Genomic DNA, 17,708 nt, shown 5'->3' with positions numbered 1-17,708 from the left:
GCCTCGGCGCCGTGATCGCGCGATCTGCGCTGGCCGGCGATTATGCCAGTCATCTGTGGCAGCTGAGTGGCGGAACTGGCGAGCGGCGAATCAGGGGGCTAGTATGGGCCGCACCTACGTTCGCCAGGAGGCGCGTTATGTCGGCCAATAAGAAGTCGGTTACTACTCCCTTGCATCTGCTGCAGCAGCTTTCTCAGAGCCTGCTCGAACATCTCGAAAGTGCTTGTTCCCAGGCGTTGGTCGATGCAGAAAAACTGCTGGCCAAGCTGGAGAAACAACGCGGCAAAGCCCAAGAAAAGTTGCACAACGCCCGCAGCAAATTGCAGGATGCCGCCACGGCCGGTAAGGCCAAAGCGCAAGCCAAAGCCAAGGCGGCGGTTGCCGAGCTAGAAGAGTTGCTCGACAGCCTCAAGGCCCGCCAAACCGAGACCCGAGGCTATATCGTCCAACTCAAGCGCGACGCTCAGGAAAGCCTGAAGCTGGCTCAGGGTGTGGGCAAAGTTAAGGAAGCGGTGAGCAAGGTTCTCAGCAGCCGTGCCGCTAAGCCAAAACCAGTTGCTGGCGCTAAACCTGTGGCCAAACCGCTGGCGCCCAAAGCCCCGGCTAAAGTTGCCGCGGCAAAAGCTCCGGCCAAGGTTGCGAGCAAACCTGCTGCGCAGCCAGCGACTAAAGCGTCGGCAAAACCCGCGGTCAAACCTGTGGCTAAGCCAGTCGCCGCCAGCAGCGCCAAGCCTGCCGCGAAACCGGTTGCCGCCAAGCCCGCAGCTAAAGCACCGGCAAAAGCTCCGGCTAGGCCAGCAGCTAAACCCGTAGCGAAGAAGCCTGTCGTCGCGGGTGCCGCCAAGCCTGCAGCGGCTAAACCGGCTGCGGCAAAAGCGCCAGTGAAAGCTGCGAGCAAGCCAGTGGCTACAGCCACCACTCAGCCGGCAGTCAAAGCCGCGGCAAAGCCTGCCGCCAAGCCAGCAGCCAAAAAAGCGCCAGTGAAGCCTGCGGCTAAACCAGCTGCAGCTAAGCCGGCCGTGGCCAAGCCTGCGGCGGCTAAGCCCGTTGTGGCCGTGTCGGCAGCCAGTGTGGCGCCGGTTAAACCTGCCGCTCCAGCGGCGCCAGCCGTAGCGGCCACCCCGGCCAGCAATGGCGGTAGCGCACCGAGCAACGCGTCCTAAGCTTGGCTGACCGCGACGCGCAGCACCTGCAGCGCGTCGCGGTCTTGCTCTCCAGCTTGCGCGGCGAGGCCGCTTAGCCAAGCCGGCAAGTCATTGGCCTCACCCGTCGGCCAGATCTGCGCCGCCGCCTCCAGCCTCAGCAGCAGTTGCTGTTCGGCGGCCAATTCCAAGCTCTTCAGCTGTTCACGCAGCGTGGCCAACGCGCTATCCCCGGTGGCCGCTACGCGCCAGCTTCGGCGCAATTGCCGCAGCGGCATGATCACCGTGCTTTGCCAGGGGTGCGCCAGCGCCGCCAGCTGTTGCAGGCGCTCAGCCGTACAGCTGACTTCGCGCTGGCCGAGCCAGGCAGCGCAGAGCAACAGGCAGACATCCGCGCCGGCCTGTTGCAACTGCAGGCAGGCCTGCTCGACTCCGGGGCAGGCGTAGGCACGAATGGTAAAACTCCACAGGTCAGAGGGCATGGTGCTTTCCGGGCGATGCGTGGGCGAAGCTGGTAGACTCCGCCGCCATTATGATTCGACTACAAAACCTCACTCTACAGCGTGGCCCGCAGCGTTTGTTAGAAGACGCCGAGCTGACCCTGCACGCCGGTCAAAAAGCCGGCCTGATCGGTGCTAACGGTGCCGGTAAATCCAGCCTATTCGCCCTGCTGCGTGGCGAGCTGAGCCCGGACTCCGGCGATTGTCAGCTGCCTGCCGATTGGCGAATCGCCCACATGCGCCAGGAGGTCGATACCCTCGAGCGCGTGGCGGTGGATTACGTGCTGGATGGCGACATTCGCCTGCGCCAAGTACAGCATGGTTTGGCCGCCGCCGAAGCCGCCCATGACGGTGCCGCGCAAGCGCGCCTGCATGCGGAACTGGACAGCGCCGACGGTTACACCGCCGATGCGCGGGCGCGCAAGTTGCTGGCCGGCCTTGGCTTCAGCAACGAGCAGATGGATCGCCAGGTCGGCAGCTTCTCCGGTGGCTGGCGGATGCGTCTGAACCTGGCGCAGGCGCTGATGTGCCCGTCGGACCTGCTGCTGCTGGATGAGCCGACCAACCACTTGGATCTCGATGCGATCCTGTGGTTGGAGGATTGGCTGAAAAGCTATCCCGGCACCTTGCTGCTGATCTCCCATGACCGTGACTTTCTCGATGCCGTGGTCGATCACATCGCCCATGTCGAGCAGCGCAAGCTGACGCTCTATCGCGGCGGCTACTCGGCCTTCGAGCGGGCCCGTGCCGAACGGCTGGCGCAGCAACAGCAGGCCTTCGATAAGCAGCAGGCGCAGCGCGCGCACATGGAGAAATTCATCGCGCGCTTCAAGGCGCAGGCGACCAAGGCGCGTCAGGCGCAAAGCCGGATCAAGGCGTTGGAGCGGATGGAAGAGCTGTCCGCTGCCCACGTCGATTCGCCGTTCGATTTCAGCTTCCGCGAGGCGGACAAGATTTCCAGCCCGCTGCTCGATCTGGCCGAAGGCCGCCTCGGCTATGGCGAGAAAACGGTCTTGGAGAAGGTCAAACTGGGCTTGGCGCCCGGTGCGCGGATTGGTTTGCTCGGCCCCAACGGTGCGGGTAAATCGACTCTGATCAAGACCCTGGCCGGTGAGTTGGAGCCGCTCGGCGGCCGGCTGGTGCGCGGCGAGAATCTGGTGGTCGGCTATTTCGCCCAACATCAATTGGATTCGCTCGACGATAAGGCCAGCCCGCTGTTGCACCTGCAACGCCTGGCGCCGACCGAGCGTGAGCAGACGCTGCGGGATTTTCTCGGTGGTTTCGATTTCCGCGGCCCGCGTTGCGATGAGCCGGTGCTGAATTTCTCCGGCGGTGAGAAGGCGCGGCTGGCCCTGGCCTTGATCGCCTGGGGCAAACCCAACCTGTTGCTGCTGGATGAACCGACCAACCACCTCGACCTGGAAATGCGCCTGGCACTGACCCTGGCCCTGCAGGACTTTGCCGGGGCGGTGCTGGTGGTTTCCCACGACCGCCATCTGCTGAAAAGCACCACCGATGAGTTCCTGCTGGTCGCCGATGGGCGCGTCCAGGAATTCGAGGGCGACCTCGAAGACTATGCGCGCTGGTTGGTTGACTATCGCGCGCGTCAGACGCCGGCCAGTTCGGCGGCACCGGCGGTGGACAAGACCGACAAGCGCGCCCAGCGCCAGGCCGCGGCGGCGCTGCGCCAGCAGTTGGCTCCGCATAAGCGTGAGGCCGAGAAGCTGGAGAAGGAACTCGGTGTGCTGCATGCCCGGCTCGCCAGCCTGGAAACCCGTCTAGGCGATGCGGCGATCTACGAAGTGGCGCGCAAAGACGAACTGAGGGATCTGCTCGCCGAGCAGGCCAAACTGAAAGTCCGCGAAGGCGAGCTGGAAGAGGCCTGGATGGCGGCGCTGGAACACTTGGAAAGCCTGGAACAACAGTTGGCCCAGGTCGATTAACCCTTACTCCCCCCTTATTGAGGTATACGCATGGAATGGCTAATGAGCCCTGAGATCTGGGTCGCCTTTCTGACCCTGACGGCTCTGGAAATCGTCCTCGGCATCGACAACATCATCTTTATTTCGATTCTGGTCGGCCGTCTGCCGCTGCAGCAGCAAGCCAAGGCGCGCTTCTTCGGCTTGGCCCTGGCGATGGGTACGCGGATTCTGCTGTTGCTCTCGATCACCTGGGTCATGCGCCTGACCAGTGACCTGTTCACGGTACTGGAGCAGGGGATTTCCGGGCGTGACCTGATCCTGTTCTTCGGCGGCTTGTTCCTGCTGTTCAAGAGCTCCTCGGAGATCTACCACGGCCTGGAAGGCGCCGAAGAGGCGCAGCAGGCGGGCGGCAAGGTCTATGGCTTCATGGGGATCATCACGCAGATCGCCATCATCGATATCATCTTCTCCCTCGACTCGGTGATCACCGCGGTCGGCCTGGTGCAGAACGTACCGGTGATGGTTGCGGCGATCGTGATTTCGGTCGGCGTGATGATGCTGGCGGCCGGCACCATCAGTGCTTATATCGACAAGCATCCGTCGCTGAAAATGCTCGCGCTGTCGTTTCTGATCGTAGTCGGCACCGTGCTGATCGCCGAGGCGTTCGAGGTGCATGTACCTAAGGGTTACGTCTACTTCGCCATGGCCTTCTCGCTGGCGGTGGAAGCGATCAATATCCGCATGCGCACCGGCAAAGCCAAGCAGATTGAGCCGGTACATCTGCGCAAGGGTTCGCCGGACTGACCGACAGTACTGGGCGCTGTTGCACGCAAGGGGTAGGCTGCAGGGCCTGCCCCTTTCTTTTGAGGTACCCGCCATGCTGCTAGAGACCTGGCTCGCCTTCTTCGTTGCCTGTTGGGTGATCAGCCTGTCGCCGGGTGCCGGCGCGATTGCCTCGATGTCCTGCGGCCTGCAATACGGCTTCTGGCATGGCTACTGGAATGCCCTCGGCCTGCAACTGGGCCTGGCCCTGCAGATCGCCATAGTCGCGGCCGGGGTTGGCGCGATTCTCGCGACTTCGGCGCTGGCCTTCAGCCTGATCAAGTGGTTCGGCGTCGGTTATCTGGTCTATCTGGCGTATCGGCAGTGGCAGGCGTTGCCGAGCGATCTGGCCAGTGGCTCTGCCGAGCGCCCGCTGGGCCGGCCATTGACCTTGGTGCTGCGGGGCTTTTTGGTCAACGTCAGCAACCCCAAGGCCGTGGTGTTCATGTTGGCGGTGCTGCCGCAATTTATCGACCCGCATGCGCCGCTGCTGGCTCAGTACCTGACCATGGGCGTGACCATGATCACGGTCGACCTGATCGTCATGGCCGGTTACACCGGTTTGGCCGCGCGGGTCCTACGTGTGCTGCGTACGCCGCGCCAGCAACGGCTGATGAATCGGACCTTCGCCACCTTGTTCGTCGGCGCGGCCGCGCTATTGGCCACCGTGCGGCGGGCGTCGACCTGAGTAATAGCTAGACCGCCGCGACCAGCTTCCGCGCCTAGCCGCCTGGCCGAGCGTCAGCGGCTCGGCGCCAGCTGAGGTTGAGCGGGCGAGCAGAGGCATACTGCTCGCCCGTTGGCGCAAAAAACCCCTAGGAAATTTCCCCATGCGAGTCTGGATCGACGCGGATGCCTGCCCGAAGGCCGCCAAGGATCAACTGCTCAAGTTCGCCTTGAAGCGCCGGTTCGAGGTGCTGCTGGTGGCCGGGCAGAGTCAGATCAAGCCGGCTTTTGCCTGTGTGCGCTTGATCGTGGTGCCGAGCGGCCCGGATGCCGCCGATGATTATCTGGTCGAACATGCAGTGCCCGGCGAACTGGTGATCTGCAGCGATGTGCCGCTGGCCGATCGGCTGATCAAAAAAGGGGTGGCGGCGCTCGACCCACGTGGGCGTGAGTTCGACGCGGGGAACATGGGCGAGCGCCTGGCGGTGCGTAATCTGTTTACCGATTTGCGTGAACAAGGCCAGGTCGGTGGCGGTCCTGCGCCCTATGGCGAGCGCGAGAAGCAGGCCTTCGCCAATGCACTGGATCGCATCCTCACCCGTCTGGCCCGAGCCTCAACCCGCTAGGCCGGGTTTCCCGGCTTAACCACAGAGATAGGTGCCGGTACCGACCGCCACCAGGGTGCCGTCGTCGGCATGCAGTTCCGAGCGCACCACCGCAACTTTATTGCCTGAGCGCAGCAGCACGGCCTGCGCGGTGAAGTGCTGGCCGCGACCGGGGCGCAGGTAGTCGATGCGCAAATCGATGGTGCCGAGCTTGGACAGTCGCGCCATGCGCTCGGCGCTGGGCAAGTGCTGATGGCGCTCGAAGGCACCGATCAGTGCCATGGCACCGCCGGCCACATCCAGCAACGAGGCGATCACGCCACCGTGCAGAATGCCGTGGACGAAGTTGCCGATCAGCTCTGGCTTCATCGGTAGAGACATCACCACCCGCTCGGGCGACAGCTCGCCGAGTTGGATGCCGAGCACCTGGTTGAAGGGAATGCGCTGGAAAAAGCTGCTCACCGCCTGCTGCAGTTCTGCGGTGAGTTCGAAGGGCTGCTTGGGCATGCTGATTCTGCGTCGGCGGGGTTGGCTTAGTACGCTGCGGCAAGCGCGCTGGCTTGGCCAGAGGCGCGGCGCGAGTGCCGCGAACATTGGCCGGATCGGCCTGCTTAGGGGCCGATCTAGGTTGGGTTGCCCTAGGTTCAGCTCTGGGGGACGGTCAGTTCGAGCACGCGGTCGACCAGCTTGTTGATGCCGGAGGCAGCCTCGCTGATCGATTGCGCGAGCATATAGGCCGGGGTGCTCACCAGTTTGCGCTCGGTGTCTTCGATGATCTCGTCGACCGTGCACGCTTCATGCTGCACGCCCATCTCGCTCAGCGCCGCGGCGGTGCCGACATCGTTGCCGATGGTGCAGGTGACGCCGGGGCCATAGATTTTCGCCGCCAGCGCCGGGGCGATGCAGATCAGCCCCACTGGTTTTTGCGCGGCGGCGAATGCTTTGGCCAGCGCCAGCACATCTGGCTGCACGCTGCAGTGGGCGCCATTGCTGGCGAAGTCGGAGAGGTTCTTCGCGGCGCCGAAGCCGCCTGGCAGGATCAGCGCATCGAAATCTTCGGCCTTGGCTTCGCGCACGTCCTTGATCTGGCCGCGAGCTATCCGCGCGGCTTCCACCAGCACGTTGCGCGATTCGGGCATCTCCTCGCCGCTGAGGTGGTTGATCACCTGGTGCTGGGCGATGTTCGGCGCGAAGCACTGCACCAGGGCGCCACGTTGGTCGAGGCGTAACAGGGTGAGCACACTCTCGTAGACTTCGGCGCCGTCATAGACACCGCAACCGGAGAGGATTACAGCAACTTTTTTATGCATGGCGACGCCTCGTCACTGGATGGGCTGGCGGCCAAGAACCTCACGCAGAAAGTTCCTGGTCGGGGATCCCTGGCTAGCCGAGATGGGTAAATAGTTAGACCGCTGCTTGGGGCAAATAGCTGATTAGCGTTGCCGTATGGCAGCACCTGCACCCTGGCGAAGGGCTTTGCGCAGGCTGTCGTCAAATGCCGCTCAAGTTGTCACGCTACGCCCGCAGAGGAATACGGGGCATGGGCTAGGATCCTCTGCAACAATCCTAGCCTTCGGCCAGGCATAACGATATGGGTGGGCCATGAATTACGTCCTTTGCGCCGTGGCCTTTTTCTTCCTGCCTATCGCGCTGGAACTGCTCGCCGAGCGCTGGCGCGGGGCCGGCAACCCGGCCTGCTCAGAGCTTCGGTGTCTTCAAGCGCCGGCGCAGCCAGAGGATAGCGCCGAGCAGGAGCAAGCCGCCGAGCACCCACAGTTCGTAACGTTTGATATTCCCGAGCATCCCCTCCAGCACCGCGCCGAAGTGGAAGGCCGCGTAGCCCAGCGCGGCAGCCCAGACCGCCGCACCGATGCCGTTCAGCAGCAGATAGCGCAATGGCGGGTAGCCGGACAGGCCGATGGCTACCGGCATCACGGTGCGCAGGCCGTAGACGAAGCGAAAGCTCAGCACCCAGATATCCGGATGGCGCTGAACGTAGCTCAGCGCCTTGACCCCCATCAGTTGCAAGCGCGGCTTGCGGGCGAGCAGTTTGCGCCCGTGTTTACGGCCGAGGTAGTACCAGAGCTGGTCACCGGCATAGCTACCGAAAAAGGCCGTGGCGACCACCGCGTTGATGTCCATATAACCGCGGAATGCGAGAAAGCCGGCCAGAACCAGGATGGTTTCGCCTTCGAAAAAGGTGCCGAGGAACAGGGCGAAGTAGCCGAAATCCTGGAGGAATTGTTGGAGCATCGTCAGTGTGCACGGCGAAATGAACGCGCAGCCTAACCCGCTTGGGCGTCAGGGGAAAGTATGGCGATGGTTCTCGACGTGATTCACCCGGGCGCCGAGAATAGCTGTGGCGTGCCGTCGCAGCGGCGCCCGGGTCGTCATTCTTTGGTCATAATAGCGGCCTATAACTGTCACACTCGCCCGTCTGCGCGGGCCCTGGAGTCTGCCGTGAGCTTTACCCCCGCCAATCGTCTGTTCCCCGCTACCCGCCTACGGCGTAACCGCCGTGACGATTTTTCCCGGCGCCTGGTGCGGGAAACTGTCCTGACGGTCGACGATTTGATCCTGCCGGTCTTCGTGCTGGACGGTCACAACCGTCGCGAAGCCATTCCCTCTATGCCCGGCGTCGAGCGCCTGTCGATTGACCTGCTGCTGCAAGAGGCGCAGGCCTGGGTCGCCTTGGGCATTCCGGCGCTGGCGCTGTTCCCGGTGACGCCGCTGGAGAAGAAGTCCCTGGATGGCAGCGAGGCCTGGAACCCGGAGGGCATTGCCCAGCGCGCCATCCGCGCGCTGCGTGAGCGTTTCCCGGAGCTGGGGGTGATCAGCGACGTGGCGCTCGACCCGTTCACCACCCATGGCCAGGACGGCATCCTCGACGAGCAGGGCTATGTGCAGAACGACATCACCGTCGATGCGCTGGTCCGGCAGGCCCTCTCGCATGCCGCGGCGGGAGCGCAGGTGGTTGCGCCGTCGGACATGATGGATGGGCGTATTCAGGCCATTCGCGAAGCGCTGGAGCTGGCGGACCACAGCAACGTGCGGATCATGGCCTACTCGGCCAAATACGCCAGCGCCTATTACGGCCCGTTCCGCGATGCGGTGGGCTCGGCCGCCAACCTCGGCAAGGGCAACAAGGCCACCTACCAAATGGACCCGGCCAATGGCAACGAGGCCTTGCACGAAGTCGCCGCCGATCTGGCCGAAGGCGCGGACATGGTCATGGTCAAGCCGGGCATGCCCTACTTGGACATCCTCTGGCGGGTCAAAGAGGAATTTCGCGTGCCGACCTTTGTCTATCAAGTGAGCGGTGAGTACGCCATGCATATGGCGGCGATCGAGAACGGCTGGCTGAGTGAGGCGGTGATTCTGGAATCCCTCACCGCCTGCAAACGTGCCGGCGCCGATGGCATCCTCAGCTATTTCGCCGTCCGTGCGGCAGAACTGTTAAAACGGGGGCAGTAAGCCCCCAGGGAAGACGCGATGAATACCCAAGGACTCAGCAGTACTGAATTGCTTGAAGCGCTGCCTGTAGTGGCGCCGGTCGTAGAGGAGCCTGCGGTAGTGGAATCGCTGCCGCTAGTCCCGCCGCCGGTGGAGGCGCTGCCGGAGCCGATCCCAGCGCCAGCACCGATCAGCGTGCCGAGCCTGGATGACAGCAGCCTCTACATCCACCGCGAGCTGTCGCAGCTGAAATTCAATATCCGCGTGCTGGAACAGGCGCTGGATGAGTCCTATCCGTTGTTGGAGCGGTTGAAGTTTCTGCTGATCTTCTCCAGCAACCTGGATGAGTTCTTCGAGATTCGCGTCGCCGGCCTGAAGAAACAAATCACCTTCGCCCGTGAGCAGGCCGGTGCCGACGGCCTGCAGCCGCACCAGGTGCTGGCGCGGATCAGCGAGCTGGTGCATGAGCAGGTGGGTCGCCAGTACGCCATTCTGAATGACGTGCTGTTTCCCGAGCTGGCCAAGCACCACATCACCTTCATCCGCCGCCGGCACTGGACGGCCAAAATCAAGGCTTGGGTGCGGCGCTATTTCCGCGATGAGATCGCGCCGATCATCACGCCGATCGGCCTCGACCCGACGCATCCGTTCCCTTTGTTAGTGAACAAGAGCCTGAACTTTATCGTCGAGCTGGAAGGCGTGGATGCCTTCGGACGCGACTCCGGTCTGGCGATCATCCCAGCGCCACGCCTGCTGCCGCGGGTGATCAAGGTGCCCGAAGAGGTCGGCGGGGCCGGCGATAACCACGTGTTCTTGTCCTCGATGATCCACGCCCATGCCGACGATCTGTTCCAGGGCATGAAGGTCAAGGGTTGCTACCAGTTCCGTCTGACCCGCAACGCCGACCTGTCGGTGGATACCGAGGATGTCGAAGACCTGGCGCGCGCCCTACGCGGCGAGCTGTTCTCGCGCCGCTATGGGGATGCGGTGCGCTTGGAAGTGGCCGACACCTGTCCGAAGCACCTGTCCGATTACCTGCTCAAACAGTTCACCCTGAGCGAGAGCGAGTTGTATCGGGTCAACGGTCCGGTCAACCTGACGCGGTTGTTCAGCATCACCGGTTTGGCTAGTCACCCGGAGCTGCAATACACGCCGTTTACCCCGGCGATCCCCAAGCTGCTGCAAAACAGCGACAACCTGTTCAACGTGGTCAGCAAGCAGGACATCCTCTTGCTGCACCCCTTCGAGTCCTTCACCCCGGTGGTCGACTTGCTCCGCCAGGCGGCGAAAGACCCGCAGGTGCTGGCGGTCAAACAGACGCTGTATCGCAGCGGCGCCAACTCCGAGATAGTCGACGCGCTGGTGGACGCGGCGCGCAACGGCAAGGAAGTCACCGCGGTGATCGAGTTGCGGGCGCGCTTCGACGAAGAGTCCAACCTACAGCTGGCCAGCCGTCTGCAAGCGGCGGGGGCGGTGGTGATCTACGGGGTGGTCGGCTTCAAGACCCACGCCAAGATGATGCTGATCCTGCGGCGCGAGAGCGGCGAGATCGTCCGTTACGCCCACCTCGGCACCGGCAACTATCACGCCGGTAACGCCCGCCTGTACACCGACTACAGCCTGATCACCTCGGATGATGCGCTCTGCGAGGATGTCTCCAAGCTGTTCAGCCAGTTGATCGGCATGGGCAAGACGCTGCGGATGAAGAAGCTGCTGCACGCGCCCTTCACCCTGAAGAAGGCCTTGCTCGACATGATCGCGCGGGAAACGCAGTTGGCCGGCGAGGGCAAGTCCGCGCACATCATGGCCAAGTTCAACTCCTTGACCGACCCGAAGGTCATCCGCGCGCTGTACAAGGCCAGCCAGTCCGGGGTGCGGATCGACTTGGTGGTGCGCGGCATGTGCTGCCTGCGTCCGGGCATTGCGGGGGTGTCGCACAACATTCATGTGCGCTCGATCATCGGGCGCTTCCTCGAGCACACGCGGGTCTTCTACTTCCTCAATGACGGCGACGAGAGGATTTACCTCTCCAGTGCCGACTGGATGGAACGCAACCTGGATAAGCGGGTCGAGACCTGTTTCCCGGTGGAAGGTAGGAAGCTGATCCTGCGGGTGAAGAAGGAGCTGGAGTCCTACCTCAGCGACAACACCCAGAGCTGGGTGCTGCAGCCCGACGGGCGCTACCTGCGGGTGAGCCCAACCGGCAATCAGAACCCGCGCAATGCGCAGGCGGGGCTGCTGGAGCGGCTGACTAACCTGCCGCTCAGCGTACGCTAAGGCTGAGGCCGATGCGCTTCAGCCATTCGGCCTCCTGCTCGAAGTCGGCCTGAGTCAGCGGGTTGGCGGCCAGCCAGCCTTCGGGGAACAGCACATCCAGGCTTTGCTCCCCGGCCTGTAACTGCACCTGCGGCATTTCTTGAGTGCCGCGGATGTGGTGGAAGAGGATGGCGAAGCGCAGCAGTACGCATAAGCGCATCAGTTTGACGCCTTCATCGCCGAACTCGGCGAATCTGTCCTTGGGGATGTTGCGCCGGTGGCCGCGCACCAGCAGCGCCAGCATTAGCTGATCTTCACGGGAGAAGCCGGCCAGGTCCGAGTGTTCGATCAGGTAGGCGCCGTGCTTGTGGTATTGATAGTGGGCGATGTCCAGACCGATCTCATGCACCTTGCTCGCCCAGCTCAGCAGCTCACGGTGCCAGTCGTCGTCCAGCTCCCAGGCCGCGGCCACGTCCTCCAGCGCTTGCAGCGCTTTGGCTTCGACCCGCAAAGCCTGTTCCAGATCGGCGTGGTAGCGCTCCATCAGCGCGCTGAGGGTGCGCTCACGGACGTCCTCGTGGTGATGGCGGCCGAGCAGGTCATACAACACGCCTTCGCGCAGCGCGCCTTCGGAGTGGTGCATGCGCTGCAGATCCAGGGCATCGAAGATGGCCTCGAGAATCGCCAGGCCGGCCGGGAAGATGGCCCGGCGATCGGGTTTGATGCCATCCATCTCCAGCTTGTCCACCTCGCCGAGCTTGAGCACCTTGCGCTTCAGCCAGGCGAGGCCCTCGGCATTCACTTCGCCGCTGCCATGGCCGCCGGCCTTGATCACCAGGCCGACGGCGCGGATGGTGCCCGAGGCGCCCACCGATTCCTGCCAGCTGAGGCGGCGCAGGCCGTGCTCGATCCCCATTAGCTCCAGGCGCGCGGCGGTATAGGCCTGGGCATAGCGCGCCGGGGTGATCTTGCCGTCGCGGAAATAGCGTTGGGTGTAACTCACGCAGCCCATCTGCAGGCTTTCCCGCAGCAGTGGTTCGAAGCGCTGGCCGATGATGAACTCGGTACTGCCGCCGCCGATATCCGCCACCAGGCGTTTGCCAGGGGTGTCGGCGAGGGTGTGCGAGACGCCCAGGTAAATCAGGCGGGCCTCTTCGCGGCCGGAGATGACCTCCACCGGGTGGCCGAGGATTTCTTCCGCACGGCGGATAAACGCCGTGCGGTTGCGCGCCTCGCGCAGGGCGTTGGTGCCGACGACCCGCACGGCGCCCTGCGGCAAGCCGTTAATCAGTTGGGCAAAGCGCCGCAGGCAATCGAGGCCGCGCTGCATCGACTCTTCGCTGAGCTGGCGCTGCTCATCGATCCCGGCAGCCAACTGAACCTTTTCACCGAGCCGCTCAAGAATGCGGATTTCACCGTGATCGACTCTGGCTAGAACGATATGGAAGCTGTTCGAGCCGAGGTCGATGGCGGCGATCATGGAGAAATGCTTGGCAGGCGTTAGCGGCATGGTCTAAGAGTCTCGATGCTTGAGCGCGTCATCCTGCCACGATAGGGCGGCCACGCCAACGCGGAGCATAGTACGCGGCAGCCGGTTGACGATGACTGGTGCTCTGAAGCCGGGTGATTGGCTATTTCGTTATACGACTATTGCCGGGTGTGAGTGGCTTGCTGAAGCGGCTGCTGGCGAGCATTCTTATCCAGGCTTTAACTTATGCCAGGCGTTGTGTGACCGGCGTATTGATGGGTTCGAGGCGCGAGTGGCGCCAGCCGCTAAATTGCCTCGCAACCATCGATCGATCAGCTTTTGCCTGGCGCGTTATAGCAAAGCTCAATCGGCCGCGGCTTTCGGTCACTGCAAAGCCGGGCTATGATGGCGGCCACTTTTATGCTTCCGACCACGGAGAGTTTCCATGAGCGAATTCATCACCCACGTCAGCGACGCCAGCTTTGACCAGGACGTGCTCCAGGCTGATGGCCCGGTGTTGGTCGATTACTGGGCTGAGTGGTGCGGCCCGTGCAAAATGATTGCCCCGGTACTGGACGAAATCGCCCAGACCTACCAAGGCAAATTGAAGGTCTGCAAGCTGAATATCGACGAAAACCAAGACACCCCGCCGAAGTACGGCGTGCGTGGCATCCCGACCCTGATGCTGTTCAAGAACGGCAACGTCGAGGCCACCAAGGTTGGTGCCCTGTCCAAATCGCAACTGGCCGCCTTCCTCGACAGCAATATCTAAGCTGCTGTCAGAGAATTTGAGCCTTGGTTAAAAAGCCCCGCACACCGCGGGGCTTTTTCATGGTGCGAGACTAGACGCTCCGTTAAGCCGGTGGTACATTCGGCCTCGCAACGGTTCCTCCGTTGCTCTCTGCAAGCCGTCGCCGACGCACTCCTGCTCGAATACTTTCGATAAACCAGCAGGCGATCCTGTCGCCTTCTCCGCGGCGCGGCCTCTTAAGCTAAACGCTTATTCCCCTCCTTCACGACTACGTCATTCCTATATGAATCTGACTGAACTCAAGCAAAAGCCGATTACCGAACTGCTCGAAATGGCCGAACAGATGGGCATAGAAAATATGGCCCGTTCGCGCAAGCAGGATGTGATTTTCTCCCTGTTGAAAAAGCACGCGAAAAGCGGCGAGGAAATTTCCGGTGATGGCGTGCTGGAGATCCTCCAGGACGGCTTCGGCTTCCTCCGTTCCGCGGACGCCTCGTACCTGGCCGGCCCGGACGATATCTACGTCTCGCCGAGCCAGATCCGTCGCTTCAACCTGCGTACCGGCGACACCATAGTCGGCAAGATTCGTCCGCCGAAAGAAGGCGAGCGCTACTTCGCGTTGCTCAAGGTCGACACCATCAACTACGACCGTCCCGAGAACGCCAAGAACAAGATCCTGTTCGAGAACCTGACGCCGCTGTTCCCCAACAAGCGCCTGGTCATGGAAGCCGGCAATGGCTCCACCGAAGACCTGACCGGCCGGGTCATCGACCTCTGTGCGCCAATCGGCAAGGGCCAGCGTGGCTTGATCGTCGCGCCGCCGAAGGCCGGCAAGACCATCATGCTGCAGAACATCGCGGCCAACATCACCCGCAACAATCCCGAGTGCCATCTGATCGTCCTGCTGATCGACGAGCGCCCGGAAGAAGTGACCGAGATGCAGCGCACCGTGCGCGGCGAAGTGGTCGCCTCGACCTTCGACGAACCGCCGACCCGCCACGTGCAGGTCGCCGAGATGGTGATCGAGAAGGCCAAGCGCCTGGTCGAGCACAAGAAGGACGTGGTCATTCTGCTCGACTCCATCACCCGTCTGGCGCGCGCCTACAACACCGTGATCCCGAGCTCCGGCAAGGTGCTTACCGGTGGTGTCGACGCCCACGCCCTGGAGAAGCCCAAGCGTTTCTTCGGTGCCGCGCGCAACATCGAGGAAGGCGGTTCGCTGACCATCATCGCTACCGCGCTGGTGGAAACCGGCTCGAAGATGGACGAAGTGATCTACGAAGAGTTCAAGGGCACCGGCAACATGGAGCTGCCCCTGGATCGTCGCATCGCCGAGAAGCGGGTGTTTCCGGCCATCAACATCAATCGCTCCGGCACCCGCCGCGAAGAGTTGCTGACGGCCGAGGACGAGCTGCAACGCATGTGGATTCTGCGCAAGCTGCTGCACCCGATGGACGAGATCGCCGCCATCGAGTTCCTCCTCGATCGCCTGAAGGCGACCAAGACCAACGACGAATTCTTCCAGTCGATGAAGCGCAAGTAAGCGCTGGAAGTCTTGCGAAAGCCGGGGCAACCCGGCTTTTTGCTACCTGCGTATCTATTCTACGAGCAGATCCGCCCTTCTGAGTGACCGGGTTCGGCGCTAAACTTTGCGCCCGACTCGCACGCCGCTATGAGGCTCAAGCATGCAGTATCGCGACCTGCGCGACTTTATCCGTGGCCTGGAACAGCGCGGCGAGCTGAAGCGTATCAGCACCAAGGTTTCGCCCGTCCTGGAAATGACCGAAATCTGCGACCGCACCCTGCGGCGCGGGGGGCCGGCCCTGCTGTTCGAGAACCCGACCGGCTTCGACATGCCGGTGCTCGGCAACCTGTTCGGCACACCGCAGCGCGTGGCGCTGGGCATGGGGGCCGAGGCGGTCAGCGAACTGCGTGAGATCGGTAAGCTGCTGGCCTTTCTGAAAGAGCCTGAGCCGCCCAAGGGTTTGAAGGATGCCTGGTCGAAGCTGCCGATCTTCAAGAAGATCATCGCCATGGCGCCCAAGGTGCTCAAGGACGCGCCCTGTCAGGAAGTGATCGAAGAGGGTGAGGAGGTCGACCTCGGCACACTGCCGGTGCAGACTTGCTGGCCCGGTGACGTCGGCCCGCTGATTACCTGGGGCCTGACCATTACCAAGGGGCCGAACAAGGAGCGACAGAACCTCGGCATCTATCGCCAGCAGGTGATCGGCCGCAATAAGGTGATCATGCGTTGGCTCAGTCATCGTGGCGGCGCGCTGGACTTCAAGGAATGGTGCGACAAGCATCCGGGGCAGCCGTTTCCGGTCGCCGTGGCCCTGGGTGCCGACCCGGCGACCATTCTCGGCGCGGTCACCCCGGTGCCGGACAGCCTCTCCGAGTACGCCTTCGCCGGCCTGCTGCGCGGTAACCGCACCGAGCTGATCAAGTGCCGGGGCAGCGAGTTGCAGGTGCCGGCCAGTGCCGAGATCGTCCTCGAAGGGGTGATCCATCCCGGCGAGATGGCCGATGAAGGGCCCTACGGCGACCACACCGGCTACTACAACGAGGTCGACCGCTTCCCGGTGTTCACCGTCGAGCGCATCACCCACCGGCAGAAGCCGATCTACCACAGCACCTATACCGGGCGTCCGCCGGATGAGCCGGCGATTCTCGGGGTGGCGCTGAATGAGGTGTTCGTGCCGATCCTGCAGAAGCAGTTCCCGGAGATCACCGATTTCTACCTGCCGCCGGAAGGCTGTTCCTACCGCATGGCGGTGGTGACCATGAAGAAACAGTACCCGGGCCACGCCAAGCGCGTCATGCTCGGGGTCTGGTCGTTTCTGCGCCAGTTCATGTACACCAAGTTCGTTATCGTCACCGACGACGATGTGAATGCCCGCGACTGGAACGACGTGATCTGGGCCATCACCACACGCATGGACCCTTCGCGCGACACGGTATTGATCGACAACACACCGATCGACTACCTGGACTTCGCCTCGCCCGTCTCCGGCCTCGGCTCGAAGATGGGCCTGGACGCCACCCACAAGTGGCCGGGCGAGACCACGCGGGAATGGGGTCGGGTGATTGTCCAGGACGAGGCCGTCAAGCGTCGGGTCGATGAGCTGTGGAAGGACCTTGGAATAGATTGATGAAAGTCACCCTGCAACCCTCAGGTGCCGTGCTCGAAATGTTCCCCGGTGAGCGCATTCTGGATGCCGCGCGCCGGCTCGGTTACGACTGCCCGCAGAGCTGCCGCAATGGCAACTGCCATATCTGCGCGGCGCTGTTGGTCGAGGGCCGCGTGCGCCAGAACGGCGATGCACGTGACCGCGGCGAGCTGTTCACCTGCCTGGCCGAGCCGCTGGAGGACTGTGTGCTGCATTGGGATGGGGTGCTGGCGCCGGGTGAGTTGCCGCTGCGCACGCTCAGCTGTCAGGTCAGCGAGTGCGTGGAGCTGGGCGGCGATGTCTGGCGCGTGCGCCTGCGCGCGCCGGCCGGTAAGCCGCCGCGCTATCACGCCGGGCAGTACCTGCTACTGCAGCGCGAGGATGGCGAGCAAGCGGCGTTCTCCCTGGCCTCGGCGCCTTCCCAGGGTCGCGATCTGGAGCTGCATATTCTCGGGCGCGAGGCGAGCGCCTTGACCCTGCTCGAACAACTGCGCCGCAACCCCATGGTTCAGGTGCAGCTACCGTTCGGCGATGCGCACCTGGCGCAGTTGCCGGACGGGCCGCTGATCCTGATCGCCGCCGGTACCGGCATGGCGCAGATGCACAGTTTGATCGAGCATTGCCGCGCGGCGGGTTTCAAGCATCCGGTGCATCTGTATTGGGGCGCGCGGCGGCCCGAGGATTTCTACCAGTTGCCGCACTGGGCCGACTGGCAACTGCAGCCCAATCTATACCTGCATCAAGTCGTCAGTGACGTCTGCGCTTGGGAGGGGCGTTGCGGTCTTTTGCATGAGGCCGTGCGCGAAGACTTCAGCGATCTCACGCCGCTGTACGTCTATGCCAGTGGCTCGCCGGCGATGGTCTACGCGACGCTGGATGCCCTGGTGGCGGCTGGGATGGATGCCCGCCAGATGCGTGCGGATGTGTTCGCTTACGCGCCGCGCGATTGAGCG

The 17,708-nt window shown here is 63.0% G+C and carries 16 protein-coding genes; 11 read left to right on the top strand and 5 right to left on the bottom strand.

The annotated features are described in order from the left end of the window. Nucleotides 1-137: 137 nt before the first annotated feature. On the top strand, nt 138-1,163 hold the full coding sequence (locus tag FFS13_RS10270) for an AlgP family protein (protein ID WP_137819007.1): 1,026 nt from the start codon (nt 138-140) through the stop codon (nt 1,161-1,163). Here the strand turns inward: FFS13_RS10270 and FFS13_RS10265 are convergent. Then, nucleotides 1,160-1,624 (bottom strand): TIGR02444 family protein, encoded by a 465-nt coding sequence (locus tag FFS13_RS10265; protein ID WP_137819006.1) that lies wholly within the window; start codon nt 1,622-1,624, stop codon nt 1,160-1,162. The genes FFS13_RS10270 and FFS13_RS10265 overlap by 4 nt on opposite strands. Nucleotides 1,625-1,674: 50 nt before the next feature. On the opposite strand from FFS13_RS10265, the gene FFS13_RS10260 reads away from it, so the two are divergent. The 4 genes from FFS13_RS10260 to FFS13_RS10245 all read left to right on the top strand — a co-directional run bounded on the left by FFS13_RS10260 (nt 1,675) and on the right by FFS13_RS10245 (nt 5,678). Next, nucleotides 1,675-3,585: an ATP-binding cassette domain-containing protein gene (locus FFS13_RS10260; protein WP_137819005.1), complete on the top strand. Its 1,911-nt coding sequence runs from the start codon at nt 1,675-1,677 to the stop codon at nt 3,583-3,585. Between the two features lie 30 nt (nt 3,586-3,615). Next, nucleotides 3,616-4,368 carry a TerC family protein gene (locus FFS13_RS10255; protein WP_137819004.1) on the top strand — a complete coding sequence of 251 codons (753 nt, stop codon included), beginning with the start codon at nt 3,616-3,618 and terminating at the stop codon, nt 4,366-4,368. A gap of 73 nt (nt 4,369-4,441) precedes the next feature. Continuing rightward, complete coding sequence (locus FFS13_RS10250) at nt 4,442-5,074, top strand: LysE family transporter (RefSeq protein ID WP_137819003.1); 633 nt, start codon at nt 4,442-4,444, stop codon at nt 5,072-5,074. A gap of 142 nt (nt 5,075-5,216) precedes the next feature. Continuing rightward, the gene (locus FFS13_RS10245) at nt 5,217-5,678 is read left to right on the top strand and encodes a YaiI/YqxD family protein (protein WP_137819002.1); all 462 of its coding nucleotides are present in this window, start codon (nt 5,217-5,219) and stop codon (nt 5,676-5,678) included. A gap of 15 nt (nt 5,679-5,693) precedes the next feature. On the opposite strand, the gene FFS13_RS10240 is transcribed toward FFS13_RS10245, so the two are convergent. From FFS13_RS10240 to FFS13_RS10230, 3 genes are all read right to left on the bottom strand, one after another. Further along, entirely contained in the window at nt 5,694-6,164 is a 471-nt protein-coding gene (locus FFS13_RS10240) for a thioesterase family protein (RefSeq protein ID WP_137819001.1), read from the bottom strand. Nucleotides 6,165-6,301: 137 nt separating this feature from the next. Continuing rightward, nucleotides 6,302-6,967, bottom strand: a complete 666-nt coding sequence (gene elbB / locus FFS13_RS10235) for an isoprenoid biosynthesis glyoxalase ElbB (RefSeq protein ID WP_137819000.1) — start codon at nt 6,965-6,967, stop codon at nt 6,302-6,304. A 388-nt stretch (nt 6,968-7,355) separates the two neighbouring features. Further along, a complete protein-coding gene (locus FFS13_RS10230) occupies nt 7,356-7,910 on the bottom strand; it encodes a DedA family protein (protein WP_137818999.1) in 555 nt (184 codons plus the stop codon). A 207-nt stretch (nt 7,911-8,117) separates the two neighbouring features. On the opposite strand from FFS13_RS10230, the gene hemB reads away from it, so the two are divergent. Next, nucleotides 8,118-9,131 (top strand): porphobilinogen synthase, encoded by a 1,014-nt coding sequence (hemB, locus tag FFS13_RS10225; protein WP_137818998.1) that lies wholly within the window; start codon nt 8,118-8,120, stop codon nt 9,129-9,131. An 18-nt stretch (nt 9,132-9,149) separates the two neighbouring features. Continuing rightward, nucleotides 9,150-11,387, top strand: a complete 2,238-nt coding sequence (gene ppk1, locus FFS13_RS10220) for a polyphosphate kinase 1 (protein WP_137818997.1) — start codon at nt 9,150-9,152, stop codon at nt 11,385-11,387. Here the strand turns inward: ppk1 and ppx are convergent. After that, nucleotides 11,374-12,876, bottom strand: a complete 1,503-nt coding sequence (gene ppx / locus FFS13_RS10215) for an exopolyphosphatase (protein WP_137818996.1) — start codon at nt 12,874-12,876, stop codon at nt 11,374-11,376. The genes ppk1 and ppx overlap by 14 nt on opposite strands. 403 nt (nt 12,877-13,279) lie before the next feature. Between ppx and trxA the strand changes: the two genes are divergently transcribed. The 4 genes from trxA to FFS13_RS10195 all read left to right on the top strand — a co-directional run bounded on the left by trxA (nt 13,280) and on the right by FFS13_RS10195 (nt 17,705). Then, nucleotides 13,280-13,606, top strand: a complete 327-nt coding sequence (trxA, locus tag FFS13_RS10210) for a thioredoxin TrxA (RefSeq protein ID WP_119953307.1) — start codon at nt 13,280-13,282, stop codon at nt 13,604-13,606. A 262-nt stretch (nt 13,607-13,868) separates the two neighbouring features. Continuing rightward, nucleotides 13,869-15,128, top strand: a complete 1,260-nt coding sequence (gene rho / locus FFS13_RS10205; RefSeq protein ID WP_137818995.1) for a transcription termination factor Rho — start codon at nt 13,869-13,871, stop codon at nt 15,126-15,128. 142 nt (nt 15,129-15,270) lie between these two features. Continuing rightward, nucleotides 15,271-16,737, top strand: coding sequence for a 4-hydroxy-3-polyprenylbenzoate decarboxylase (gene ubiD / locus FFS13_RS10200; RefSeq protein ID WP_137818994.1), 1,467 nt, complete (start codon nt 15,271-15,273; stop codon nt 16,735-16,737). Beyond that, entirely contained in the window at nt 16,737-17,705 is a 969-nt protein-coding gene (locus FFS13_RS10195; RefSeq protein WP_137818993.1) for a CDP-6-deoxy-delta-3,4-glucoseen reductase, read from the top strand. The genes ubiD and FFS13_RS10195 overlap by 1 nt, the downstream gene beginning before the upstream one ends. Nucleotides 17,706-17,708 lie beyond the last annotated feature (3 nt).

The organism is Pseudomonas sp. 2FG (genome assembly GCF_005502935.1).
Lineage (GTDB): Bacteria > Pseudomonadota > Gammaproteobacteria > Pseudomonadales > Pseudomonadaceae > Aquipseudomonas.
Note: the sequence above shows the minus strand (reverse complement) of the source record. Positions and strands in the feature narration are given on the sequence as shown.